Below are 24,571 nucleotides of genomic sequence, written 5' to 3'. Positions count from 1 at the left end.
GTCACAGCCTCCGGCCGCCCACCCGCACCCGCCGCGGCCTTCTGACGCCGTGTCGCCCCGCCGACGACGCCGTTGGCCCCGCCCGGTGTTGAGCCGGACGGCGTCGCAGCGAGTGGCGGGGACGGGGAAGTGCCAGATGCCGACCCGTAACCCTCAACCCTCGGGACGGCCTCGGGCCGTTCCCGGCCGGGGTCCGTGCAGTGGGCGGGACCCCGGCTGTCTCAGGGCCGCGGAGAGTGCTCCGCCGCCATCGCGTCCCGGCACAGCAGCCGAAGGGACCCCTGACCGTCGTAGCAGCGGCGGGCCTCCTCGATCGGGTCCCACAGCCGCCCGTCCGGGGTGCGGATCCAGTGCTCGCCGCCGGTCGCCCACCACTCGGCTCCGCCCTCGCGGGCGATCACCTCACCGGCGTAGGCGCCGAAGCCGCGCAGCGCGTTCTCCACGGCGGCGTACGGGGTGCCCTCGCGCCGGATCTCGTCGATGACGCGGTCCACGCGCCACAGGCTCTGCGCCGAGTAGTCCAGGCGCAGCCGGGCGCCCTCGCGCATCGCCGCCACGGTGTCCGCCGCCCACCGCGCCGGCTTGGCGGCGGCGTTCGGCCTGGCCTGCTGCTGAGTCGTCACATACTGCGCTGTCACATTGGGAAGAGCGAGGCAGGCGTGGTTTCCGTCACTCGGATCCGGCGGCTTCGGACAACCGCCGCAGGACTACCCCACGGCGCCCGCAGGACGGCCACGACGGTCACAGGACCCTTCCACGGCTGAGGGTTTACGCCCCGCCCCGATCCGTCTTCGCCCCGACCCGTCTTCGCCCCGACCCGCAACGTCCCGTCCCGCCCCTCCTCGCCTCCGGGGCGCCCGTGTCTGCCTGGGGCTCACACCCGGCCGCGTGCCCGGCGGGACACCACCGCGCGCAGGACCCGGCGGCCCTCCGTGGAGACCTCCAGGGCCTGGCGGAGGCCGGCCTGGCCATGGTCGGCGAGGAGTTCGAGGACGGTGACCTGGCGCCGCAGCTCGGCGGCGACCAGCGGCGACATGCCCTCGGTACGGCCCTCGATGGGGGTCCCCCCTGCTCGAGCCAGTTCGAGAGCTTGGGGGAGGGAGTCGACCGAGGCGGCGTCCTCGGCCGGGTCCAGGAGCCGGTGGATCTGGAGGGAGGCGACCGAGCAGGCGTCGGCCCACACCCGCACCTCGGCGGCGGACCGGGCGGCCGGCGCGGCGGCCAGCATCCGGCGGGCCAGCACCGCGGCCTCGTCCTCGGCGGGTCCCTCCGGACCGGCGGCGTCCAGCGCGCCGCGCGCCTGCTCCAGGCGCTCGGCCCAGTCACCGCCACTGCCGTCCGTGAGGGCACCCCACAGCGGCCGCAGCACCTCGTCGTCCCCGCCGAGCAGCGGCACGCACCGATCCAAACAAGCCAGCCCGCTGGCGGCCAGTCCGCGCTCGTCGGCCTGCGCGATCAGTTCCACCAGGCTCATTCACGCCTCCTTGCCAGGGCGCCGACCTTTACGGAGCCCACACTTGCCCTTACTGCGTGCGACCGCCCGGTAGTGTCACACGGCCATCACACGCAGTCGAGGGTGGAGACGGAAGAAAAGATTTCGGCCAGCCGCGGCGCAGACGGGTCCGGTCAGCCCAGCCGGCCCGCCAGCGCCTTGAACTCCGCCCAGGACATGGCCGGTTTCCCCGGGTCCCACAGCTTCTGGACGGTGGCCCGCAGCGGCATGCGGATGCCGGCGGCAACCTGGTCCTGGGTCTGGGAGTTCGCCAGGTCGGACCACACGGCGAAGGAGCCGCCGGGTATCTGCGCGTCGTACCGGGCCGGCACGGCCTGGGTGCCGCGCAGCACCCGCGGGGTCCACTGCTCGTAGATGCGCTGCCCGGTCGGATAGACGAAGGTCTGGGGCTGGCCCAGGACGTAGTAGAGGAACTCGTCGTTGTGGTTGAGCACCTTGCGGCCGGCGGCGAGGTACTCGGCCGGCTGGCGGGCGCCGAGCTCCTTGCCGGTCCAGTAGGCGACCTCGATGTCCTTGGCCGGCTGCACGGAGGTGTTGCGGAGGAAGCCGTCGTTCCAGGCGCGCGGGGTGCGGTCGTGGTTGCGGACGGTGGCGGCGCGGTCGTTCAGCCAGCCGGTGGTCAGGTCGGCGACGGTGCCGCCGGAGCCGTAGGCCTTCTGCGCGGCGGCGGCCAGCTGCGGATAGGACGCCTCGGGGTCGCGCACGGTCAGCGCCTGGTACTCGTCGCCGCCGAGGTGCCAGTAGCCGCCGGGGAAGACGTCCGCGTACTCGTCGATGAGGTCGTCGACGATCTGGGCGGACTGGTCCTTGGAGATGTCGATGGCGCCACGCGTCGGCACGCCCTGCGCGTTGCGCAGCTGCAGGTCGGGATGGGCGGCGATCACCGCGCCCAGATGGCCGGGCGAGTCGATCTCGGGCACGACGGTGATGTGCCGGCTGCCGGCGAGGTCGACCAGCTGCTTGACCTGCGCCTTGGTGAGGTGGTCCTTGGAGACGATCTCCGGATGCGTGTCGGACTGGATGCGGAAGCCCTGGTCGTCGGAGAAGTGCAGGCCGAGCTCGTTGTACTTCAGGTCGCCGAGCTCGCGTATGCGGTCCGCTATCCAGCCCGCCGTGTACGGCTTGCGCGCGATGTCCAGCATGAAGCCGCGCCGCGGCTTGGCCGGCGCGTCGTTGACCACGCCCTCCGGCGCGGTGCCGCCGCCGTGCACCTCCTGCTTGAGCGTGCGGGTGCCGTAGAAGACGCCCGCGTCGGCCGGCCCGCTGATCACCACCCGGCCGCCGCGCACGGTCATGCCGTACGACTCCGGGTTCCCGCCCTCGCCTCCGCTGAGCGCGAGGCGTACGTCCCCGGCGCGCACGTCGTTCTTCTGGCCCGCGTACGTCAGGCCGAGCTCACCGGCTATCAGCCTGCCCTCGTCGGCCAGGGACGCGTCGCTCACGACCACCCGCTCGCCGTGCGCCGGGCGCCAGCCGGGGCCGCGGGCCGCGGTGTGCGAGCGCACGGCGGGGATGGTGCGCGGCGCCTGGGACAGGGGGTAGCTGCGGGTGGGACTGGGGCTCGGAGTGGCGGCGGAGGAGGCCGTGGCGGCGGCGTCCGAGGTGCGCTGCGCCGAACCCGCCGGGGAGTCGTCGCCGCCGGAGGCCCATACGCCCAGGCCGACGCCGAGCCCGACCGTCACGGCGAACGCCCCGCCGGCCAGTGCCTGCCTGTGCTGCACCTTCTGCCTCGGAGCCCGGTGCCTGTGCTGACTCACGTCCCCAACCTAAGACCTGGACGCACGGCGTGCGTCCATCAGACGTTCCCAAACTCTCCCGTCCGAGTGAAATTCGGGCATCGACCGGACACGTCATGAGCACACCCGATAACGTAGCGGCACATCTCTCACAGCATCCCCTGCCGACACACACGGGACGCCCACAGGGGCCGTCACCGCATCCCACGCCGAGGACCCACGCTGCCCGCGCAGAACCTGGAGCACTTCAACACCGCCTCCCCCGACGAGGCCCACCGCACTCTCCTGACCTGCCTGCACAGCCCACGCTGGGCCCGACGGGTCGCCGACCACCGTCCCTACCCGGATCTGCCCGCGCTTCTCGCGGCGGCGGACGAGGCGGCGTACGACCTGCGACCGGCGGATCTGGCGGAGGCCCTGGCGGCGGAGTCGCTGCCGACGCTGCCCGACGACGCGTACTCGGCCGCCCACACGGCTCTCGCCGCCGCGCACGCCGCATACGAGAGCCGCTTCGGACACGTGTTCGTCATCTGTCTGGACGACGTCTCCCCCGGAGAGGCCCTCGACCGCCTGCTGGCGGCGATCCGATCACGATTGGCGAACGATCCCGAGGACGAACGGGTCGTGACGGCGGAGGAACTCCGGCGCCTCGCACGGGGACGGCTGGTACGCGCCACCCAGGGGCGGCACGCCCCCTCCGCGGGCGCCCCCCGCTAACCCGTCCGTGCACCTTTGAGTGCCAGTTTGATCACACGGGTAGGCCCCCCGTAAGCGTCGCGCCGACGCATGGATACGATGCTGGGGGCCGGTGGACCGTACCCGGCCGGGCCCGACCGACAGTGAAGCCGGCGCGGCCCTAATCCCCGCTCCCGGAGGGTTCTTCCGTGCCGGCTGGAACGCTGTACCGCGGCCGGGAAGGAATGTGGTCCTGGGTGGCTCACCGAGTCACCGGCGTCCTCATCTTCTTCTTCCTGTTCGTTCACGTGCTGGACACCGCACTCGTGCGTGTCTCCCCCGAGGACTACGACAAGGTCGTGTCCACGTACAAGACCCCCATCGTCGCGTGCCTGGAGTACGGCCTCGTCGCCGCCATCCTCTTCCACGCGCTCAACGGCCTGCGCGTCATCGCCGTCGACTTCTGGGCCAAGGGCGCGCGCTACCAGAAGCAGATGCTCTGGACCGTCGTCGGTGTCTGGGTCCTGCTCATGATCGGGGCGATCTACCCCGTCCTGGGCCACGCCGCTCGAGTTGTGTTCGGGAGCTGACGCACATGTCCACCACTGAAACCACCGCTTCCGGCGTCGGCCCGGTCGAGGGCGGCTCCTACAACGTCGACAACCCGGCGCCCTTCATCGAGGCCCCGCGCAAGCGCACCAAGAAGACCCCGAAGTCGACCCGGGGCAACTTCGAGCTGTACGGCTGGCTGTTCATGCGGCTGTCCGGCGTCGTCCTGGTCGTTCTGGTCCTCGGGCACCTGCTGATCCAGCTCGTGCTGGACGGCGGTGTCTCCAAGATCGGCTTCGCCTTCGTCGCGGGCCGCTGGGCCTCCCCCTGGTGGCAGGTCTGGGACCTGCTCATGCTGTGGCTGGCGATGCTGCACGGCTGCAACGGCCTGCGCACCGTCATCAACGACTACGCGGAGCGGGCGAACACCCGGCTGTGGCTGAAGGCGCTGCTGTACACCGCCACGGTGTGGACCATCCTCCTGGGCACGCTGGTGATCTTCACCTTCGACCCGAACATCCGCTAGGCCCCGGGACCGAGGTATTTCCTGATGAAGATCCACAAGTACGACACCGTCATCGTCGGCGCCGGTGGCGCCGGTATGCGTGCCGCCATCGAGGCGACCAAGCGCAGCCGCACCGCGGTCCTGACCAAGCTCTACCCCACCCGCTCCCACACGGGCGCCGCGCAGGGCGGCATGGCCGCCGCGCTGGCCAACGTGGAGGAGGACAACTGGGAGTGGCACACCTTCGACACGGTCAAGGGCGGTGACTACCTGGTCGACCAGGACGCCGCCGAGATCCTGGCGAAGGAGGCCATCGACTCCGTCCTCGACCTGGAGAAGATGGGCCTGCCGTTCAACCGCACCCCGAACGGCACCATCGACCAGCGCCGCTTCGGCGGTCACAGCCGCAACCACGGCGAGGCCCCGGTCCGCCGCTCCTGCTACGCGGCCGACCGCACCGGTCACATGATCCTCCAGACGCTGTACCAGAACTGCGTCAAGGAGGGCGTGGAGTTCTTCAACGAGTTCTACGTCCTGGACCAGCTGATCACCGAGGTCGACGGCGTCAAGCGCTCGGCCGGCGTGGTGGCGTACGAGCTGGCCACCGGCGAGATCCACCTCTTCCAGGCGAAGGCCGTGATCTACGCCTCGGGCGGCTGCGGCAAGTTCTTCCGGGTGACGTCCAACGCGCACACGCTGACCGGTGACGGCCAGGCCGCCGTGTACCGCCGGGGTCTGCCGCTGGAGGACATGGAGTTCTTCCAGTTCCACCCGACCGGCATCTGGCGCATGGGCATCCTCCTGACCGAGGGCGCCCGCGGTGAGGGCGGCATCCTCCGCAACAAGGACGGCGAGCGCTTCATGGAGAAGTACGCGCCGGTCATGAAGGACCTCGCCTCGCGTGACGTGGTGTCGCGCTCGATCTACACCGAGATCCGCGAGGGCCGCGGCTGCGGTCCCGAGGGCGACCACGTCTACCTGGACCTGACCCACCTGCCGCCGGAGCAGCTGGACGCCAAGCTGCCGGACATCACCGAGTTCGCGCGGACGTACCTCGGCATCGAGCCCTACACGGACCCGATCCCGATCCAGCCGACCGCGCACTACGCGATGGGCGGCATTCCGACCAACGTCCAGGGCGAGGTGCTCGCGGACAACACCACGGTCGTGCCGGGCCTGTACGCGGCCGGCGAGGTCGCCTGCGTGTCCGTGCACGGCGCCAACCGCCTGGGCACCAACTCCCTGCTGGACATCAACGTGTTCGGCAAGCGGGCCGGCATCGCGGCCGCGGAGTACGCGGCCAGGGCCGACTTCGTCGAGCTGCCGGAGGACCCCGAGTCCCTGGTGGTCGAGCAGATCGAGCGGCTGCGGACCTCCACCGGCACCGAGCGGGTGGCGGACATCCGCCGGGAGCTGCAGGAGACCATGGACGCCAACGTCATGGTGTTCCGCACCGAGCAGACGATCAAGACGGCGGTCGAGAAGATCGCCGAGCTGCGCGAGCGGTACAGGAACGTGGCGATCCAGGACAAGGGCAAGCGGTTCAACACGGACCTGCTGGAGGCCATCGAGCTGGGCAACCTGCTGGACCTGGCCGAGGTCATGGCGGTCTCCGCCCTGGCCCGCAAGGAGTCCCGCGGCGGTCACTACCGCGAGGACTACCCCAACCGCGACGACGTCAACTTCATGCGCCACACCATGGCGTACCGCGAGGTCGGCGCCGACGGGTCCGAAACCGTCCGTCTCGACTACAAGCCGGTCGTCCAGACCCGCTACCAGCCGATGGAGCGTAAGTACTGATGGCAACCCCTGTTCTGGACAAGGCCGAGGCGGAGGCCCAGGCCGCGTCCCCGTACATCACGGTCACCTTCCGCGTCCGCCGCTTCAACCCGGAGATCTCGGCCGAGGCCACCTGGGAAGACTTCCAGCTGGAGATCGACCCCAAGGAGCGCGTCCTCGACGGCCTCCACAAGATCAAGTGGGACCTGGACGGCACCCTCACCTTCCGTCGCTCCTGCGCCCACGGCATCTGCGGCTCGGACGCCATGCGGATCAACGGCAAGAACCGCCTGGCCTGCAAGACGCTGATCAAGGACATCAACCCCGAGAAGCCGATCACGGTCGAGCCCATAAAGGGCCTGACGGTCCTGAAGGACCTGGTCGTGGACATGGAGCCGTTCTTCCAGGCGTACCGGGACGTGATGCCCTTCCTGATCACGAAGGACACCAACGAGCCGACGCGCGAGCGCCTGCAGTCGGCCGAGGACCGCGAGCGCTTCGACGACACGACGAAGTGCATCCTGTGCGCGGCCTGCACGTCCTCGTGCCCGGTGTTCTGGAACGACGGCCAGTACTTCGGCCCGGCGGCCATCGTCAACGCCCACCGCTTCATCTTCGACTCGCGTGACGAGGCCGGTGAGCAGCGCCTGGAGATCCTCAACGACAAGGACGGCGTCTGGCGCTGCCGCACCACCTTCAACTGCACCGACGCCTGCCCCCGCGGCATCGAGGTCACGAAGGCGATCGCCGAGGTCAAGCGCGCGCTGATCACGCGCCGCTTCTGAGCCCGGCCCCGCCGCAACGACGACGCGGACCCCGCACCGGCTGCCGGCCGGTGCGGGGTCCGCGTCGTTGCGGGGTCCGCGTCGTTGCGGGGTCCGCGTCGTTGCGGGGTCCGCGTCGTTGCGGGGTCCGCGTCGTTGCGCGGTTCCGCGCCGGTACGCGCCTAATATCTGATGGCATGTCAGATGACGAATCGTACGAGCTGCTCGGGTTCGACAACGTGCTGCTGTCCGTGGGGGACCTCGGTGAGGCCGTGGGGTTCTACGAACGCGCCGGGTTCGTGGTGGGGTTCCGGCTGGACGAGGCCGGGATCGCGGGGCTGAAGGTCGGGGGCGAGGCGCCGGGGATCCTGCTGAGGAAGGAGGAGGCGCTCGGGCACCGGCCACCGCCCTGGCTCACCCCGCGTGTATGGCTGGAGGTCGCCGACGCGCGGGCGGCGGCGCGGGAGCTGAGGGCGGCCGGGATCGAACTGCTCGACGAGCCGTACTCAGGGGCGACCGGCTGGACGGTCGAGATCGCCGATCCCTGGGGGAACGTCATCGGCTTCACCGACTACGGCAAGCGGCCGGAGCTGGGGCGCCGCCCCTGAGCCGGGCGTCGTGCGGCGCCGTCGAGTACTGCCCGTCCGGCCGTGACGGCGGCGTCCGCCCCACTGGCTAGGCTCTCTGCGTGCCCGCGAAGAACGACGAGAACGACCCGAACGACGAGAACGACCCGAACGACCCGAACGACCCGAACGACCCGAACGACCCGAACAACGAGAACCACGGGAACCACGGGAACGCCGACGGCCCCGGTGAGGGCGTGGCCCCGGCTCCGGCCCCGAGCAAGTCCGAGCAGACCCGCGCCCTCATCCTGGAGACGGCCATGCGGCTGTTCCAGGAGCGCGGCTACGACAAGACGACCATGCGGGCCATCGCCAGGGAGGCCGGGGTCTCCGTCGGCAACGCGTACTACTACTTCGAGGGCAAGGAACACCTGATCCAGGGCTTCTACGACCGGATCGCCGCCGAGCACCGGGAGGCGGTCCGGGAGGTCCTGGCCACGGAGACCGACCTCGAGGCGCGGCTGGCCGGCGTGCTGAAGGCCTGGCTGGACATCGCCACGCCGTACCACGAGTTCGCGGTGCAGTTCTTCAAGAACGCCGCCGATCCCGACAGCCCGCTCAGCCCCTTCTCCCCGGAGTCCGAGCACGCGCGCCTGGCGGCCATCAGCGTCCACAAGCAGGTGCTGTACGGGGCGAGGACCAAGGTGCCGGAGGAGCTGCGGGAGGTACTGCCCGAGCTGATGTGGCTCGCGCAGATGGGGCTCGTGCTGTACTGGGTCTTCGACCGCATCGAGGGGCGCGAGCGCAGCTACCGGCTGGCCGAGCGGGGAGCGCGGCTCACCGCTCGGGGGGTGTCACTGGCCCGGTTCCGGGTGCTGCGGCCACTGGTGCACGAGGTCCACGAGTTGTTCACGGACTTCCTGCCGGGGATGACCAGGGTGCTGCCGGATCCGGCGGGCAAGGGGCGGCGGGCCGGGGCAGGGTGATCGCTTTCGGGTGGACACCAGCCCATGGGAGGCGCGTGATGTCCAGGCGTGGTCCGGCGAGTCCGGCTCTGGCCACCCGAAATGGCGAACCCGGAATTCGCGGTTCCCGACCCCACCGGAGACGATTACGCGAGCAGCGCGTTCACGCCCCCGGTGAAGTCGTGACGCTGCCCGACTCCATCGGCGCCAGGGTCGGCCTCGATGCGGATCAGATCCTCAAAGCCGGTCTGCAGAGGATTGATTGATCTCGTCCACCTCGCCCTCCACCAGCTCCACGTCGTACACCATCGGCCCGTCCGCCACCCGCACGTGCCGTGCCCGGGCGCCGTACGCCGATGCCGTGGCCGCCAGCAGATAGGTGCCCGGCGCCGGGACCGAGACGACGTAGGAGCCGTCGGCCAGGGACGTCACCCGGTCCAGCTGCCGCCCGCCCTTGGTCAGCAGGGTCACCGACGCGCCGTCGACCGGCTCGCCCTCGGCGGTGCGGATGAAACCGTGGACGACCGACGCGGGGCCGGTCCGCTCCACGGTGACCGCCTCAGCCCGCTCAGCCGCCTCGGCCTCCTCCGCCGGCTCCACCGCCAGATGCGGCAGCCGCCTCTCCAGCCACCCCGGCAGCCACCAGTTGGACCGCCCCAGCAGGTGCATCGCGGCCGGTACCAGCGCCGTACGCAGGATGAACGCGTCCAGGGCGACCGCAGCCGCCAGGCCGACGCCCGCCGTCGCGGCGCCGTTGTCGCCGCTGAGCACGAACGCCAGGAAGACACAGACCATGATGAGGGCCGCGGAGTTGATGACCCGGCTGGTCTCGGCGAGGCCGACGCGGACGGCGCGGGCGTTGTCCTTCGTGTGCACCCATTCCTCGTGCATACGGCTGACCAGGAACACCTGGTAGTCCATCGACAGGCCGAACAGCAACGACAGCATGATCACCGGCAGGAAGGCGTTGATCGGGCCCTCCTTGCCGAGGCCGAGCAGGTCCAGGCCCCAGCCCCACTGGAAGATCGCCACGAGGACGCCGAAGGAGGCCGCGGCGGCGATCAGGTTCATCACGGCGGCCGTCAGCGGCACCACCAGGGAGCGGAAGGCGACCAGCAGGAGCAGGAAGCCGAGGCCGACGATGGTGGCGACGAAGTAGGGCAGCCGGTCGCCGGTGACGGAGGCGAAGTCCTTGGAGACCGCGGTGACACCGCCGACGTGGCCCTGCGCCCCGGCCTGCGGGATCACCCTGTCCCGCAGGGTGTCGATGAGTTCGTCGGTCTGCCGGGACTGGGGTGAGGTGGTCGGGACGACCTGAACCACCGTCACCCCGTGCTGGGGCGGCAGGGCGACGGCCCGGGCGACGCCCGAGGTGGCCCGGATGTCCTTGACCAGGGTGGTGGTGTCGCCGCTGACGGTGACGACCTGGAGGGGGCCGTTGAAGCCGGGGCCGAAGCCCTCGGCGAGCAGGTCATAGGCCTTGCGGGTGGTCGTGGAGGGCTGGTCGTTGCCCTGGTCGACGGCGCCGAGGCGCAGCGACAGCACGGGCAGCGCGAGGACGGCCATGACGACGACGGCGAGGGCGGCGACGGTACGGGGACGCTGCTGCACCTTGGCCGACCAGCGGGCCGCGGGGCCGCTCGCCCGCTCCTGCTCGGGGCCGCCCGCGGCCAGCTTCCGCCGCTGCCGGCGGCTGAGCACGCGCGGGCCGAGGAAGCCGAGCAGCGCGGGCAGCAGGGTGGTGGCCGCCAGCACGCTCAGCACGACGGTGAGGGAGGTGCCGATGACCACGCCGTCCAGGAAGCGCAGATTCGTCACCAGCATTCCGGCGAGCGCGATGCACACCGTGCCGCCCGCGAACAGCACCGCCCGGCCTGAGGTGTTGAGGGCGGTGACCGCCGACTCCTCGGGTTCGGCGCCGCGCAGGATGCCGCGCCGGTGCCGGGTGACGATGAACAGCGCGTAGTCGATGCCGACGCCGAGCCCGATCAGGGAGGACAGCAGCGGGGCGAGGTCGGGGATGTCGGTGGTGTGACTGAGGAGCTGGACGGAGAGGATGCCCGTGCCGACCCCGAAGACGGCCACGCAGATCGGCAGCAGCATCGCGAACAGCGAACCGAACGCCAGGAACAGCACGACCGCCGCGGCCACCAGGCCGACCATCTCGGCCAGACCCTGGGGCGGCTGCTGCACCCGCTGGATCGCCTGGCCGCCCAGCTCGACCTCCAGGCCGCTCTGTCCGGCCCCCCGGGCGGTGTCGACGACGTGCTGCACCAGATCCTTGGGCACGGCGTTCGCCCGCTCGGTGAAGGTGATCTGCGCGTACGCGATCCGTCCGTCCCGGCTGATCTGCGCCGCGCCCTGGGGGCCCGCGTAGGGGCCGGCGACGTCGCCGACGCCCTTCATCCTCGCGATCCGCGCCAGCGCGGGCTGGATCCGGGACCGTACGGCCTCGTCCCTGACCGTGCCCCGGCCGACCTTCCACACCACCGTGTCGGTGTCTCCGGCGCGGGCCGGGAAGGCCTTCTCCATCAGGTCGTACGCGCGCTTGGAGTCCGTGTTGGGGAGGGAGAACTCGTTCGCGTAGTCCGTACCCGTGTACGAGGCCCCAACTCCCAGCCCCAGCAAAGCCCCCACCCACACCAACAGGACCACCAGCCGGTGCCGGTAGCACCACCGAGCCAATGCCGCCACGCTTCAACACTCCTTCGTCGCTCGCCGGTCGGTCCCCCAGGTCCTGGGCACCAGCATGCTCGACGGCACGCGCGTGGAAGGGGCGCCGCCGGTGACTCTCAAGGAACTCCAAAGCGGGGGCGGCCCCGGCCGCCGGTGGTCCCGCCGATACTGGTGACATGACGACGGCTCCAGGAACCGTGCTGGTGGTGGAGGACGAGCCGAGCATCGCGGACGTCCTGGCGATCGCCCTGCGCTACCACCGCTTCGAGGTGATGACGGCGGGCACCGTCCGCGAGGCCCTCGCGCTCGCCGAGAGCACCCTCCCCCCTGCTCGAGGCTCCGCCCGAGCCGGGGGGACCCCCATCGACGTGGCTCTGCTCGATGTGATGCTCCCGGACGGCGACGGCCGGGGGCTCGGCCGCGAACTGCGGGCGCGGCGGCCGGATCTGGCGCTGATCTTCCTCACGGCCCGCGACTCGCCGGCCGAGATCGTCGGCGCCCTCGGCTTCGGCGACGACTACATCACCAAGCCGTTCAACATCGACGAGGTCGTCGCCCGGATCACCGCCGTGCTGCGCCGTACCCGGCCGGCCGACGTCCTCCCGCAGCGCCCGCCGCTGCGCTACGGCGACCTGGAGCTGGACGAGACGACGTACTCGGTGCACCGCGCGGGCCGGACGGTCGAGCTCACCCCCACCGAGTACGCCCTGCTGCGTTTCCTGGTGCGCAACGGCGGGCGGATCGTGCCCAAGGAGCAACTCCTGCGTCACGTCTGGCAGTACGAGCACACACCGCCCGAGTCGACCGTCGTCGAGACCTACATCAGCTATCTGCGCCGCAAGCTGGACACGCTCGGGCCCCCGGTGATCACCACCCGGCGCGGCGTGGGATACGGGCTGGCGTGAGGGCGGCCGGGTCGCGTGCGCCGCGCCGCCGGCACGGCATCCACTCCCTGCGCGGCAAACTGACCCTGGCGAACGTCGGACTGCTCGCGGTGGGCATCGTGACGGCGACGGCCGTGAGCCTGATGGGGATGCGGCACTACGTGCTGGCGCAGATCGACACCCAGCTGGCCAAGACGCGTGAGTCGCTGAGCCATTCGCGGCTGACCATGCGGCAGGTCGACTCGCTGGCCGCGCTGTCCCTGGTCCGGGACCGGTTCGTGCAGCCCACGAGCCAGCGGTCGCGGCCCGACTCGGTCTTCACCGCCGTCGACGGCGGCGGCCGGCCGATCGCCATCGCGGGTTTCGCGCCGAGCGACACCCAGAGCGCGCTGGCCGCGGGGGCCGGCGATCCCCGCGTTCTGGCCGCCGACAGCACCCCGCACGAGGTCACCGTGCACGGCGCCGCCTACCGGGCGTCCGCCGCCCGCCTCGCCGACGGCAACTACATCGTGTTCGCCACCTCGACCGACGTCCTGCACAAGGGCGTCGGCAAGGCCCTCAAGCTCGACCTCGCCGTGGGCACGCTGCTGCTGGCACTGCTGGCCTGCCTGACGATGTTCTCCGTGCGGCGCCGGATGCGGCCGCTGGAGGACATGGTGGAGACCTCCTCGGCCATAGCCGAGGGCGACCTGACCCGCCGGGTGCCCTCCAGCCACCATCCGACGCAGGAGGTCGAGCAGTTGCGGGTCGCGCTGAACTCGATGCTGCACCAGGTGGAGTCGGCGTACCGCACGCGCGAGCGCAGCGCGTCCCAGCTGCGCCGCTTCGTCGCCGACGCCTCGCACGAGCTGCGCACCCCGCTGTCCGCGATACGCGGCTATCTCCAGCTGTACGACAAGGGGATGCTGACCGAGCCGGCCGAGCGCAGGCGCGCCTGGGACCGGGTGAACGCCGAGGTGGACCGCATGGGGCGGCTCGTCGACGAGCTGCTCACCCTCGCCCGCCTCGACCAGCGGCCGGAACTGCGCTTCAGGAACGTCGACGTCAGCCGTCTGGTGCGCGACGCGGCGCAGGACCTGCGCGCGCAGCAGCCGGAGCGGCCCCTGACGGTCGACGCGGACGGCGCCCTGCTCGTGCACGCCGACGAGTCGGGGTTGCGGCAGGTGCTCGGCAACCTGGTGACCAACGTCCGCGTCCACACGCCCGCCGACGTCCCGGTGCGGCTGTGGGTGGAGCGCGCCGACGGGGCGGTACGGCTGTGTGTCGCGGACCAGGGACCCGGGCTGGCCGAGGAGGACGCGGCGCGGGTCTTCGACCGCTTCTTCCGCGCGGGCGGCGGCACGGGCAGCGGCCTCGGCATGGCCATCGTGCAGGCGGTCGTCGAGGCCCACGCCGGCGAGGTCACCGTCCGCACGGCCCCGGGCGAGGGCCTGGCGGTGACGGTCACCCTGCCGGGCGCGGCCGGGGCGGTGGCAGTGGCGTAACGCGGGTGCGGGGGGCGGTGGCACAGGTGCCGGGGGAGGCGAGCACGGGTACGGGGGTCCGGGGGGCGTGGGACGGGTCCGGGGGTCCGGGGGTCCGGGGGGCGTGGGACGGGTACCGGCGACGCAGCGCCGGTAGGGGGGAATGGCACCGGCGCCGGGGCGTGGGACCGGGACCGGTGCCGGCGCGAGGCACGGGGCGAGGCACGGTACGGCTGTTGTGCTGGGCGGGCCGGGCGTTCGCGCGCGCAGGAGCGGCCGGGGCGGGCGGCCCACGCACACGGGGGCGGCGGGAGCCGGGCGGCCCGTGCCGGGACCGCCCGTCGTGCCCGGTGTCAGATCCTGGCGAGTTTCCACAGGCGGAAGACGCCTGTGCCGTCGGACAGGTACTGACCGCCGCCGACGTCCTCGGTGCTGACGACGTACTCCTTCTGCTGCCACAGCGGGATCAGGGGGACGTCGTCCGCCACGTCCGACTGCAGCGTGCGGAAGTCGGCGGCCACGCGGCTGCGGTCGGCGTACTGCTGGCTGTCGAGGATGAGGTGGTCGACGCCCTTGTTGCTGTAGCCGGTGCTCATGGTGCTGCCGGTGCCGACCAGTGGCGCGCCGAAGGTGTCCGGGTCCGGGTAGTCGGCGACCCAGCCGACCGCGTACGCGTCGAGCTTGCCGCCCGCCCACCGCTTCTGGAAGTCGGTCCACTCGTAGGCCTTGACGTCGACCTTGAACAGGCCGCTCGCCTCCAGCTGCCGCTTGAGCTCCGTGGCCTCCTCGGCGGCCGCGCCGCGGCCCCTGCCGTAGCCGTAGGTGAAGCGCACCGGGAGCGACACGCCGGCCTCGGTCAGCAGTGCCCGCGCCCGCTTGGCGCTCTGCGCCGGGTAGCTGTCGAAGAAGGACGTCGTGTGCCCGGTGATGCCGGCCGGGACCAGCGAGTACAGCGGGTCGACGGTGCCGTCGTACACGGTGGTGGCCAGCTGCTCGCGGTTGATCAGCCAGGCGATGGCCCGCCGGACGCGGACGTCGTGCAGCGGTGAGGAGGCACGGGTGTTGAGGTAGAGGTTGCGGGTCTCGGAGCTGTCGGACTCCGACACGCGCAGGTCGGGGTCGCTGGGGTTGAGCGCGGCGAGGATCTCGGGGGTCAGCGTGCGGGTGGCGACCTCGACCTGCTTGTCCTGCCAGGCCTTGTCGAGCGCCTCGCCGTCGGCGTAGTACCGCAGCTCGGCCGGCCGGCCGGTGCCGGTGACGGCGCCCTTGTAGGAGCCGTTCGGCGCCAGCACCGCGCTCTTGTCCTTGGTGTATCCGGTCAGTTCGTACGGGCCCGTGCCGTCGACCTCGGTACCGGTGCGCAGCGCGTTCCTCGGGTAGCGGGTGCTGTCCACGATGGAGCCGGCCCCGGTGGCCACCTTGAACGGGAAGGTGGCGTCCGGCGTCGACAGGTGGAAGGTCACCGTCATGCCGTCGGCGGACACCGAGCCCAGGGTGGACAGCAGCGACGCCGGGCCGACATCGGAGTTGATCTTCTTGACCCGGTCGAAGGAGTACTTCACGTCCTCGGCGGTCATCGTGCGGCCGCCCGGGAACTTCAGGCCGTCGCGCAGCTCACAGCGGTAGGTGCGCAGCCCGGTGCCCTCGAAGCCGCAACTCCTGGCCGCGTCCGGCACGGGCGTGGCGCCGTCCGGCTCGAAGGTCAGCAGTGACTGGAAGACGTTGCTGAACAGGGCCCAGGAACCGGCGTCGTAGGCTCCGGCCGGGTCCAGCGAGGTGACGGCGTCCGTGGTACCGACCGTGATCGTCTTGTTCTTGTCGCCCTGCGACGGCAGCAGTTGCCAGCCGCCCACGCCGACGACGGCCAGTACCAGCAGCGACAGAAGAATCCGCATGCGAATCGATCGCATCGGCGATGCCCTCCCCAAGCCCTTCACAGGCCCTGTGCGCATGCCACCCCCCTGAGTGGCGCCGACACCTAATCACAGGTCTTTCACCCGGGGAAGAGGGATCTGGAGAGGTTGAAAAGAAGTTACGGAGAATTGTTCTCGCTTTGTTTCACAGGATGTTCTCAGCCGACTCCCAGGAGGGCGGCGACCATCCCTGTTCACGCCTGTTTGGAAACGAGCCGGATCACAGTGATGTCGGACGGCGCGCCCACCCGCGTGGGCGGCCCCCACGCACCGGCGCCGCGGCTGACGTACAGCTGGGTGTCGCCGTAGCGCTCCAGGCCCGCGACGGTCGGGTTGGCGGCGGCCGCGATGAGGTTGCCGGGCCACAGCTGCCCGCCGTGGGTGTGACCGGAGAGCTGGAGGTCCACGCCGTGCCGGACGGCCTCGTGGATCTGCACCGGCTGGTGGGCGAGCAGCACGCACGCGCGTGCCGTGTCCCGGTCGCCGAGCGCCCGGCCGAAGTCGGGGCCCTGCCCCTCGCTCTCGCCCTGCAGGTCGTTGACGCCGGCGAGGTCGAAGCCGGGCAGCTCGGTGCGGGCGTTCTCCAGCGGGTGCAGGCCGAGCAGCCGCACCTCCTCGACCCACTGCTCGGCGCCGGAGAAGTACTCGTGGTTGCCGGTGACGAAGTACGCGCCGTGCCGGGCCCTGAGCTGCGCGAGCGGTGCCGCGGCCGGCCCGAGGTCTTTGACGCTGCCGTCCACCAGGTCGCCGACGACCGCGATGAGGTCGGGCCGGGTGGCGTTGATGGTGTCGACGACCTTCTGCGCGAAGCCGCGGCCCAGGATCGGCCCGAGGTGGATGTCACTGACGACGGCGATCCGGAAACCGTCCGCGGAGCGCGGGAGTTTGGCGAGCGGCACGGTGACCCGCTTCACCCGGGGCCCGCGCAGCACCCCGTACGTCCCGTAGCCCACGGTCCCGACGGCGGCCGTGGCGGCCGCCCCGCCGACGACCCGGGAGACGAAGACCCGGCGGGACGGGGCGGCGAGCGCGGTGGCGGGCGTGGGCGCGGCGGGTGACACGGTTGACGCGGGCGGTACCGGGGCCGGGGAGGAGGCGGACGTCCGGCCGAACGCCGTCCGGGGCTCCGGGGCGGACGTCCGCCCGGGCGCCGTCCGGAGCTCCGGGCCGGAGGTTCCCGTGACGGCCGCCGGTACGGGGGGCTCCGGCGGTGCGTCCGCGGCGGCGGTATCCGGTCGCATCCGCCGGGCCCGTCGCTCCACCAGGCGGCGCAGCAGCGGGCGTACGGCCTCCCCGGCCACCACCCCCAGGAGCAGGTAGATCGACAGCGCCAGCCACAGGAAGCCGGGCCAGGCCAGAGTGCGCTGGAGCCAGAAGGGGGCGCCGGCGCGCTCGGCGACGAGGGCCGCGACGGCCAGCACCCAGCCACCGGCGATCAGCGCCGCGCCACCGCGCCGCGCCCACCCCGGGCCCCGGGTCGTGTCGCGGAACAGGCGGCGCCACACGTACCAGTTGGCCGCCACGACGGCGGCCAGTACGAGCAGTGCCACGAACACGAAGACGACCACCATGCTGCCCGCCCCTTCCGTCCGCCGCGCGGGATGTCCGGAACGCTATGTCGTCCGGCGCAGTGCGCGCAGTCCGCGCAACCCGACGCCTCCGATGATCGTCCCCAATACGAAGGAGACGACGGCCAGCGCCAGGTGCACCCAGAAGTACGCCGTCGGCTGCCCGTGGTCGAACGCGAGCCCGCTGCTGTCCTTGACGAGATTCTTGACGAAAGTGACCCAGATGACCCAGCTCCACACCCCGAAGGCGAGCAGGAACCAGGAGAGGGGGCGGCTGAGCTTCATGGGTTCAGTATCGCTGCCGGGCGTCCGCCTCCGTGTCCGGGGTGGGAGGGCGGACGGGACTCCGATGTCCACGGCAGGTACGTTTCCGACCGTGCCCGCAACTCTGCAGACCGCCAGGCGATCCCTATTGGTCACTTCCGCCGCCCTGTTGTCCGTTTCACTGACCGCGCCCGCCGCCCTCGCGGCACCGGCCCCGAAGACGAGTCCGTCGGCCACTCCCCCGGCGCACATGTCCGGCGTGGGCGGCGCCCGTCTGGGCCGGGCCGGCACGCAGGTCAATCCGGCCGGCGGCGTACCCGTGCTGCCGAAGGACCTCACCGGGCGCTCCTGGATCGTGGCCGACGCCGAGTCCGGCCAGGTGCTCGCCGCACACAACGCGCACTGGCGGCTGCCCCCGGCCAGCACGCTGAAGATGCTGTTCGCGGACACGGTGCTGCCGAAGTTCCCCAAGTCGCAGACCCACAAGGTGGCCGTGACCGACCTGGCCGGGATGGGCGCCGGCTCCAGCCTGGTGGGGATAAAGGAGAACGAGACCTACACGGTGCACGACCTGTGGCTGGGCGTCTTCCTGCGCTCCGGCAACGACGCCGTGCACGTGCTGTCCGCGATGAACGGCGGCGTCGCGCAGACCGTCAAGGACATGAACGCGCACGCCCAGGACCTGCAGGCACTGGACACCCACGTGGTGACCCCGGACGGCTACGACGCCGACGGGCAGCTCTCCTCGGCCTACGACCTGACCCTGTTCGCCCGCTCCGGGCTGCAGAAGAAGGACTTCCGGGAGTACTGCTCGACCGTGCGGGCATCCTTCCCGGGCGAGACAAAGAAGGACAAGAAGGGCAAATCCTCCCGCAGTTCCTTCGAGATCCAGAACACCGACCGGCTGCTGAGCGGCGACTACGACATCTCCGTGTACCAGGGCATCGCGGGCGTGAAGAACGGCAACACCACCAACGCGGGCGCCACCTTCACCGGCGTTGCCGAGCGGAACGGCCGGGTGCTGCTCGTCACCGTGATGAACCCGGAGAAGAAGGAGCACAACGAGGTCTACCGGGAGACCGCCAAGCTGTTCGACTGGGGCTTCAAGGCGGCCGGCAAGGTGCAGCCGGTGGGTGAGCTGGTGCCGCCGAAGAACGCGGTCCAGCCGGGCGCGAAGCCCTCGTCCGGCCAGGCGGGCGGCGGGGAGGGCGGTTCGTCGTCCGGTCCCGTGGCGGGCGCCTCCGTCAAGGGCGGCTCCGGCGGCGCCGGGATCGCCCTGGGGATCGCCGGCGGAGTGCTGGCGCTGCTCGGGGCCGGGGCGTTCCTGGTCAACCGCCGCTGGCCGCTGCCGGATCTGGTGCGCCGCCGGAGCCGTCCGTGACGTCCGCCCGCTTGCTGCCCGTCGCCGTCCAGGCGGCGCAGTACAGCACCAGCTTGGACGTGAAGTTGATCCACAGCAGCAGGGCGACGGGGACACCGAAGGCGCCGTACATGCTCTTGGCCGCCACGCCCTGGACGTAGCCGCTCAGCAGCAGCTTCAGCAGCTCGAAGCCGACCGCGCCGAGCAGCGCGGCGACCAGCAGACGGTGGCGCGGCGGCTCGACGCCGGGCAGCAGGGTGAGGACGTACAACAGGACCAGGAAGTCGGCGAGTACGGCGACGGCGAAGGCGATGATCCGCAACAGCAGGCTGCCCCAGCCTTGTTCGTCGAGGCCGGCCTGCCGGGAGGTCCAGCCGACCGCGGCCGAGGCGATGGTGGAGACGGCGAGCGTGACGAGCACCGCGCCGCCGAAGCCGACGAGGATGCCGCCGTCCTTGACCTTGCTCAGCAGCGGGTTCTCCTCGGGGTCGGGCAGCTCCCACACCGCCCGCAGACAGTCCCGGACCTGACCGACCCAGCCGATGCCCGTCAGCAGCAGGGCGGCGCCCGCGATGACGCCGACGGTGCCGGCGTTCTGCACCAGAGTGCTGATGTCCAGCTGCTGGCCGAGGCCCGGGAACTGCTGCTCGATCTTGTTCTGGAGCGTGTGCTGCTGCTCGGTGCTGAGCGTGGCGGCGCCGATCGCGGCGCCCACCGTCAGCAGCGGGAAGAGCGCGACGAAGCTGATGAACGTCATGGCCGCGGCCAGCCGCGTCCACTTCACCCGGTCCAGACGCTCGTACGAGCGCCAGGCGTGCGTGAGCATCAGGCGCGCCAGCCACGGGCCGACGACGGGGAGTTTCTTCAGCCAGTCCACGATCACAACGTGCCCGCTGTACGACCGTGTCAACACAGCGTTTCTGCGACAAAAAGCCCAAAAGGGGGCGATACAGTCGTCTGTCGTGAAGGACGCCCCCGGACTGCCCCGTCTCGCCCGTCTCGACCGCCTCACTCCTCTCGACCGTCTCGACCGTCTCCCCCGGTCCCTGCTCGTCCTCGGCGGCACGTCCGAGATCGCGCTGGCCACCGCGCGCCGCCTGATCGCCCGCCGCACCCGCACGGTGTGGCTGGCGGGCCGCCCCTCGGCCGCCCTGGAGGAGGCCGCCGCCCAGCTGCGCACCCTGGGCGCCCAGGTACACACCGTCGCCTTCGACGCGCTCGACATCGAGGGCCACGAGGCCGCGCTGGGCAAGGTGTTCGCCGAGGGTGACATCGACATGGTCCTGCTGGCCTTCGGCGTGCTCGGCGACCAGGCCTACGACGAGCGGGAGCCGCTGAACGCGGTGCGGGTCGCGCAGACCAACTACACCGGCGCGGTGTCCTGCGCCCTGGTGGCCGCGCGGGAGTTGCAGAACCAGGGGCACGGCTCGCTCGTGGTGCTCTCCTCGGTGGCCGGCGAACGGGCCCGCCGCGCGGACTTCATCTACGGTTCCAGCAAGGCGGGCCTGGACACCTTCGCGCAGGGCCTGGGTGACGCGCTGCACGGCACCGGGGTGCACGTCATGGTCGTACGGCCCGGATTCGTGCGGTCGAGAGCGACGGCCGGCCGTGCGCCGGAGCCGTTCGCGAGCACGCCCCAAGAGGTCGCCACGGCCGTCGAACTGGGCCTGCGGCGGCACTCGGAGACGGTGTGGGTACCGGGGGTGCTGCGGCTGGTGACGGCTGCGGTGCGGCATCTGCCGCGGGCGGTGTTCCGGCGGCTGCCGCTGTAGTGGGCCGCCGGCTGCCCCTGCGGTCCCCGGTTCCTCCGGTCCCCACGGTTCCCGCAGAGCCCTAACGGGCGGGCAGCGTGCCGCGGTCCACCGGGGCGGCCTGCGGGGGCACCACCGCGCAGCCGCCGAAGGTGAACTCCCGCAGCTGGCGCCAGACTCCGTCGGGACCCTGCTCGTGCAGGGCGAAGCCCGTGCACGGCCACTCGGCCGTGTAGTCGGCGAGCTCCTCGAAGGCACGGTCCATCGCCGCGTCCTCGATGCCGTGCGCCACCGTGACGTGCGGGTGGTAGGGGAACTGGAGTTCGCGCGCCACCGGACCGGAGGCGTCGCGGACCTGCTTCTGCAGCCATGTGCACGCCTCGGCGCCCTCGACGACCCGGACGTAAACCACCGGCGACAGCGGCCGGAAGGTGTCCGTGCCGGACAGCCGCATCATGAAGGGGCGTCCGGCCGTGGCCACCTCGGTCAGGTGCGCCTCGATGGCCGGCAGGTCGGCGGAGTCGACCTCGGTCGGCGGCAGCAGGGTGACGTGCGTGGGGATTCCGTGAGCCGCGGCGTCGCCGAAGCCCGCGCGCCGCTCCTGGAGCAGGCTGCCGTGGGGCTCCGGGACCGCGATCGACACGCCGATCGTTACGGTCCCCACGTCGTCTCCTGTCGTCGTGCCGAATGGGTCGTCTGTTTCGTTCTCGGTCGTTTGGCCGTTTCGTCACCGCCGTCCGGCTTCGACTGTACGACCACGGCCGTGTTGTGGGCAGGCGCAGGCACAGTGATGTGCAGCGCTCTGCCCCGGTAGGTGTGTGCGGTGGTGCGCCTCAGTGCTTGGCGGGCAGGAAGCCCACCCGGGCGTACGCCTGGGAGAGCGTCTCCGCGGCGACCGTGCGCGCCTTCTCCGCGCCCTTGGCCAGGATCGAGTCCAGCGTCTCGGGGTCGTCCAGATAGCTCTGGGTGCGCTCCCGGAACGGCGTCACGAACTCGACCATGACCTCGGCGAGGTCCGTCTTGAGCGCACCGTAGCCCTTGCCGGCGTACTTCTCCTCCAGTTCATCGATACCCGCACCCGTCAGGGTCGAGTAGATGGACAGGAGGTTGCTCACGCCGGGCTTGGTCTGAAGGTCGTACCGGATGACGGTGTCGGTGTCGGTGACCGCGCTCTTGACCTTCTTGGCCGTCGCCCTCGGCTCGTCGAGGAGGTTGATCAGGCCCTTCGGCGTGGACGCCGACTTGCTCATCTTGACCGCCGGGTCCTGCAGGTCGTAGATCTTCGCCGTCTCCTTGAGGATGTAGGGCTTGGGGACGGTGAAGGTCCGGCCGAAGCGGCCGTTGAAGCGCTCGGCGAGATCGCGGGTGAGCTCGATGTGCTGGCGCTGGTCCTCGCCGACCGGCACCTCGTTGGCCTGGTACAGCAGGATGTCGGCGACCTGGAGGATCGGGTACGTGAACAGGCCGACCGACGCCCGTTCGGCGCCCTGCTTGGCGGACTTGTCCTTGAACTGGGTCATCCGGGAGGCCTCACCGAACCCGGTGAGGCAGTTCATGACCCAGGCGAGCTGGGCGTGCTCGGGGACGTGGCTCTGGACGAAGAGCGTGCAGCGCTCCGGGTCGAGCCCGGCGGCCAGCAGCTGGGCGGCGGCGAGCCGGGTGTTGGCGCGCAGCTCCGCCGGGTCCTGCGGCACCGTGATCGCGTGCAGGTCGACGACCATGTAGAACGCGTCGTGGGTCTCCTGCAGGGCCACCCACTGGCGGACGGCGCCGAGGTAGTTGCCGAGGTGGAACGAGCCTGCGGTGGGCTGGATTCCGGAGAGCACGCGAGGTCGGTCTGAGGCCATGTTCACCATTCTCTCAGGTGTCGGGCCCCGATCCGGAACTGGCCGGAAACAGGCGGGATGCGATCCGTCCCCAGTCGTGTGACAGACGCACGGCGGCCCGGCCTCAGGCCGGGCCGCCGTGGGATGTACCGGGGGTGGTGCGGGGTGCCGTGCGGGCTGCCGGAGGTGCAGGCGTCAGCCGAGGTCGATCTCCGGGTACAGCGGGAAGCCCGCCACCAGGTCCGTCGCCCGGCGGGAGATCTCGTCCGCGATCTTCGGGTCGAGGATGTGCTGGGCCTTGGAGGGGGCGCCCTTGCTGGTGGTGCCGGGCTCGGTGGTCGTCAGGACGCGGTCGATGAGGCCGGCGACCTCGTCCATCTCGGCGGTGCCCAGGCCCCGGGTGGTCAGGGCGGGCGTGCCGATGCGGATGCCGGAGGTGTACCAGGCGCCGTTGGGGTCGGCCGGGATCGCGTTGCGGTTGGTGACGATGCCGGACTCGAGGAGGGCGGCCTCGGCCTGGCGGCCGGTGAGGCCGTAGGAGGAGGCGACGTCGATCAGGTTGAGGTGGTTGTCGGTGCCGCCGGTGACCAGGGTGGCGCCGCGGCGCATCAGGCCCTCGGCTAGCGCGCGGGAGTTGCCGACGATGCGCTGGGCGTAGTCGCGGAAGGAGTCCTGCCGGGCCTCGGCCAGGGCGACGGCCTTGGCGGCCATGACGTGCGGGAGCGGGCCGCCGAGCACCATCGGGCAGCCGCGGTCGACCTGGTCCTTGAGGGAGTCGTCGCACAGGACCATGCCGCCGCGCGGGCCGCGCAGCGACTTGTGGGTGGTGGTGGTCACGATCTGGGCGTGCGGGACCGGGTCGAAGTCGCCGGTGAGGACCTTGCCGGCGACCAGGCCCGCGAAGTGGGCCATGTCGACCATGAGCGTGGCCCCGACCTCGTCGGCGATCTCGCGCATGATCCGGAAGTTCACCAGGCGCGGGTAGGCGGAGTAGCCGGCGACGATGATCAGCGGCTTGAACTCACGGGCGGAGGCGCGCAGGGCCTCGTAGTCGAGCAGACCGGTGGCCGGGTCGGTGCCGTAGGAGCGCTGGTCGAACATCTTGCCGGAGATGTTCGGGCGGAAGCCGTGGGTGAGGTGGCCGCCGGCGTCCAGGGACATACCGAGCATGCGCTGGTTGCCGAAGGCGTGGCGCAGCTCGGCCCAGTCCTCCTCGGAGAGGTCGTTGACCTGGCGGACGCCGGCCTTCTCCAGGGCGGGCAGTTCGACGCGCTGGGCGAGCACGGCCCAGAAGGCGACGAGGTTGGCGTCGATGCCGGAGTGCGGCTGGACGTAGGCGTGGCGGGCGCCGAAGAGCTCGCGCGCGTGCTCGGCGGCCAGCGACTCCACGGTGTCGACGTTGCGGCAGCCGGCGTAGAAGCGGCGGCCGACGGTGCCCTCGGCGTACTTGTCGCTGAACCAGTTGCCCATCGCGAGCAGGGTGGCCGGGGAGGCGTAGTTCTCGGAGGCGATCAGCTTGAGCATCTCGCGCTGGTCGGCGATCTCCTGGCCGATCGCGTCGGCGACGCGCGGCTCCACGGCACGGATCACGTCGAGGGCGGCGCGGAAGGCGGTGGACTCGGTGGAGAGGGGCTGCTCTGGCATGGGGACCTCCGGACGGCGTGCGTACAGCGTTCACGGTACGGCCCAGGCGCACGGCACTCTTTCCGCTCGGGCCGCTCCCCGATGGTCGGTCCCATCTTCGGGTTCCGGTCGTCGGAACCCAGCGCGCCAGTCACGGCCCGTTGATCAGCCTACCGGGCGGCTGTGACGGC

General features: G+C 71.4%; 22 protein-coding genes and 1 riboswitch. Of the genes, 11 read left to right on the top strand and 11 right to left on the bottom strand.

From position 1 onward, the window contains the following. Positions 1-221 precede the first annotated feature (221 nt). The 3 genes from ACH4UM_RS01865 to ACH4UM_RS01855 all read right to left on the bottom strand — a co-directional run bounded on the left by ACH4UM_RS01865 (position 222) and on the right by ACH4UM_RS01855 (position 3,270). Positions 222-623, bottom strand: coding sequence for a hypothetical protein (locus ACH4UM_RS01865; protein WP_398173564.1), 402 nt, complete (start codon positions 621-623; stop codon positions 222-224). 251 nt (positions 624-874) lie between these two features. Further along, the gene (locus ACH4UM_RS01860) at positions 875-1,474 is read right to left on the bottom strand and encodes a hypothetical protein (protein ID WP_398172460.1); all 600 of its coding nucleotides are present in this window, start codon (positions 1,472-1,474) and stop codon (positions 875-877) included. A gap of 152 nt (positions 1,475-1,626) precedes the next feature. After that, on the bottom strand, positions 1,627-3,270 hold the full coding sequence (locus ACH4UM_RS01855) for a glycoside hydrolase family 20 protein (protein ID WP_398172458.1): 1,644 nt from the start codon (positions 3,268-3,270) through the stop codon (positions 1,627-1,629). A 180-nt stretch (positions 3,271-3,450) separates the two neighbouring features. On the opposite strand from ACH4UM_RS01855, the gene ACH4UM_RS01850 reads away from it, so the two are divergent. The 7 genes from ACH4UM_RS01850 (at position 3,451) to ACH4UM_RS01820 (ending at position 9,073) form a co-directional block, all read left to right on the top strand. Then, positions 3,451-3,966, top strand: coding sequence for a 2-oxo-4-hydroxy-4-carboxy-5-ureidoimidazoline decarboxylase (locus ACH4UM_RS01850; protein ID WP_398173562.1), 516 nt, complete (start codon positions 3,451-3,453; stop codon positions 3,964-3,966). A gap of 167 nt (positions 3,967-4,133) precedes the next feature. Then, positions 4,134-4,514, top strand: a complete 381-nt coding sequence (gene sdhC, locus ACH4UM_RS01845; RefSeq protein ID WP_398172456.1) for a succinate dehydrogenase, cytochrome b556 subunit — start codon at positions 4,134-4,136, stop codon at positions 4,512-4,514. A 5-nt stretch (positions 4,515-4,519) separates the two neighbouring features. After that, positions 4,520-4,999 (top strand): succinate dehydrogenase hydrophobic membrane anchor subunit, encoded by a 480-nt coding sequence (locus tag ACH4UM_RS01840; protein WP_398172454.1) that lies wholly within the window; start codon positions 4,520-4,522, stop codon positions 4,997-4,999. A 24-nt stretch (positions 5,000-5,023) separates the two neighbouring features. Further along, positions 5,024-6,778, top strand: coding sequence for a succinate dehydrogenase flavoprotein subunit (gene sdhA / locus ACH4UM_RS01835; protein WP_398172452.1), 1,755 nt, complete (start codon positions 5,024-5,026; stop codon positions 6,776-6,778). After that, complete coding sequence (locus tag ACH4UM_RS01830) at positions 6,778-7,542, top strand: succinate dehydrogenase iron-sulfur subunit (protein WP_398172450.1); 765 nt, start codon at positions 6,778-6,780, stop codon at positions 7,540-7,542. Before sdhA ends, ACH4UM_RS01830 begins: the two co-directional genes overlap by 1 nt. 176 nt (positions 7,543-7,718) lie before the next feature. Beyond that, a complete protein-coding gene (locus ACH4UM_RS01825) occupies positions 7,719-8,129 on the top strand; it encodes a VOC family protein (protein WP_398172448.1) in 411 nt (136 codons plus the stop codon). A gap of 215 nt (positions 8,130-8,344) precedes the next feature. Continuing rightward, the gene (locus ACH4UM_RS01820) at positions 8,345-9,073 is read left to right on the top strand and encodes a TetR/AcrR family transcriptional regulator (RefSeq protein WP_398173560.1); all 729 of its coding nucleotides are present in this window, start codon (positions 8,345-8,347) and stop codon (positions 9,071-9,073) included. A gap of 216 nt (positions 9,074-9,289) precedes the next feature. On the opposite strand, the gene ACH4UM_RS01815 is transcribed toward ACH4UM_RS01820, so the two are convergent. Next, positions 9,290-11,737, bottom strand: a complete 2,448-nt coding sequence (locus ACH4UM_RS01815; RefSeq protein WP_398173558.1) for an MMPL family transporter — start codon at positions 11,735-11,737, stop codon at positions 9,290-9,292. Positions 11,738-11,904: 167 nt separating this feature from the next. Between ACH4UM_RS01815 and ACH4UM_RS01810 the strand changes: the two genes are divergently transcribed. Beyond that, the gene (locus ACH4UM_RS01810; RefSeq protein WP_398172446.1) at positions 11,905-12,633 is read left to right on the top strand and encodes a response regulator transcription factor; all 729 of its coding nucleotides are present in this window, start codon (positions 11,905-11,907) and stop codon (positions 12,631-12,633) included. Then, entirely contained in the window at positions 12,630-14,096 is a 1,467-nt protein-coding gene (locus tag ACH4UM_RS01805; protein WP_398172444.1) for an ATP-binding protein, read from the top strand. The genes ACH4UM_RS01810 and ACH4UM_RS01805 overlap by 4 nt, the downstream gene beginning before the upstream one ends. Before the next feature lie 332 nt (positions 14,097-14,428). On the opposite strand, the gene ACH4UM_RS01800 is transcribed toward ACH4UM_RS01805, so the two are convergent. The 3 genes from ACH4UM_RS01800 to ACH4UM_RS01790 all read right to left on the bottom strand — a co-directional run bounded on the left by ACH4UM_RS01800 (position 14,429) and on the right by ACH4UM_RS01790 (position 17,841). Further along, on the bottom strand, positions 14,429-15,970 hold the full coding sequence (locus ACH4UM_RS01800; RefSeq protein WP_398172442.1) for an ABC transporter substrate-binding protein: 1,542 nt from the start codon (positions 15,968-15,970) through the stop codon (positions 14,429-14,431). A gap of 212 nt (positions 15,971-16,182) precedes the next feature. Next, complete coding sequence (locus ACH4UM_RS01795; RefSeq protein WP_398172440.1) at positions 16,183-17,559, bottom strand: metallophosphoesterase; 1,377 nt, start codon at positions 17,557-17,559, stop codon at positions 16,183-16,185. 42 nt (positions 17,560-17,601) lie between these two features. Further along, positions 17,602-17,841 (bottom strand): SCO4848 family membrane protein, encoded by a 240-nt coding sequence (locus tag ACH4UM_RS01790; RefSeq protein WP_398172438.1) that lies wholly within the window; start codon positions 17,839-17,841, stop codon positions 17,602-17,604. A 91-nt stretch (positions 17,842-17,932) separates the two neighbouring features. Between ACH4UM_RS01790 and ACH4UM_RS01785 the strand changes: the two genes are divergently transcribed. After that, positions 17,933-19,201 carry a D-alanyl-D-alanine carboxypeptidase family protein gene (locus ACH4UM_RS01785; RefSeq protein ID WP_398172436.1) on the top strand — a complete coding sequence of 423 codons (1,269 nt, stop codon included), beginning with the start codon at positions 17,933-17,935 and terminating at the stop codon, positions 19,199-19,201. Here the strand turns inward: ACH4UM_RS01785 and ACH4UM_RS01780 are convergent. Continuing rightward, complete coding sequence (locus tag ACH4UM_RS01780; protein WP_398172434.1) at positions 19,149-20,057, bottom strand: YihY/virulence factor BrkB family protein; 909 nt, start codon at positions 20,055-20,057, stop codon at positions 19,149-19,151. The two genes, ACH4UM_RS01785 and ACH4UM_RS01780, sit on opposite strands and share 53 nt — an antisense overlap. 103 nt (positions 20,058-20,160) lie before the next feature. Here ACH4UM_RS01780 and ACH4UM_RS01775 point away from each other — a divergent pair, with 103 nt between their 5' ends. After that, complete coding sequence (locus ACH4UM_RS01775; protein ID WP_398173556.1) at positions 20,161-20,952, top strand: decaprenylphospho-beta-D-erythro-pentofuranosid-2-ulose 2-reductase; 792 nt, start codon at positions 20,161-20,163, stop codon at positions 20,950-20,952. A 61-nt stretch (positions 20,953-21,013) separates the two neighbouring features. Here the strand turns inward: ACH4UM_RS01775 and ACH4UM_RS01770 are convergent, their stop codons facing one another. The 3 genes from ACH4UM_RS01770 to ACH4UM_RS01760 all read right to left on the bottom strand — a co-directional run bounded on the left by ACH4UM_RS01770 (position 21,014) and on the right by ACH4UM_RS01760 (position 24,401). Continuing rightward, positions 21,014-21,595 (bottom strand): 2'-5' RNA ligase family protein, encoded by a 582-nt coding sequence (locus tag ACH4UM_RS01770; RefSeq protein WP_398172432.1) that lies wholly within the window; start codon positions 21,593-21,595, stop codon positions 21,014-21,016. 169 nt (positions 21,596-21,764) lie between these two features. Then, a complete protein-coding gene (trpS, locus tag ACH4UM_RS01765; protein WP_398172430.1) occupies positions 21,765-22,778 on the bottom strand; it encodes a tryptophan--tRNA ligase in 1,014 nt (337 codons plus the stop codon). 174 nt (positions 22,779-22,952) lie between these two features. After that, positions 22,953-24,401 (bottom strand): glycine hydroxymethyltransferase, encoded by a 1,449-nt coding sequence (locus ACH4UM_RS01760; protein WP_398172428.1) that lies wholly within the window; start codon positions 24,399-24,401, stop codon positions 22,953-22,955. 33 nt (positions 24,402-24,434) lie between these two features. Then, positions 24,435-24,545: riboswitch (ZMP/ZTP riboswitch) on the bottom strand. Positions 24,546-24,571: the final 26 nt, after the last annotated feature.

This window comes from Streptomyces sp. NPDC020801 (genome assembly GCF_044334385.1).
Lineage (GTDB): Bacteria > Actinomycetota > Actinomycetes > Streptomycetales > Streptomycetaceae > Streptomyces.
Note: the sequence above shows the minus strand (reverse complement) of the source record. Positions and strands in the feature narration are given on the sequence as shown.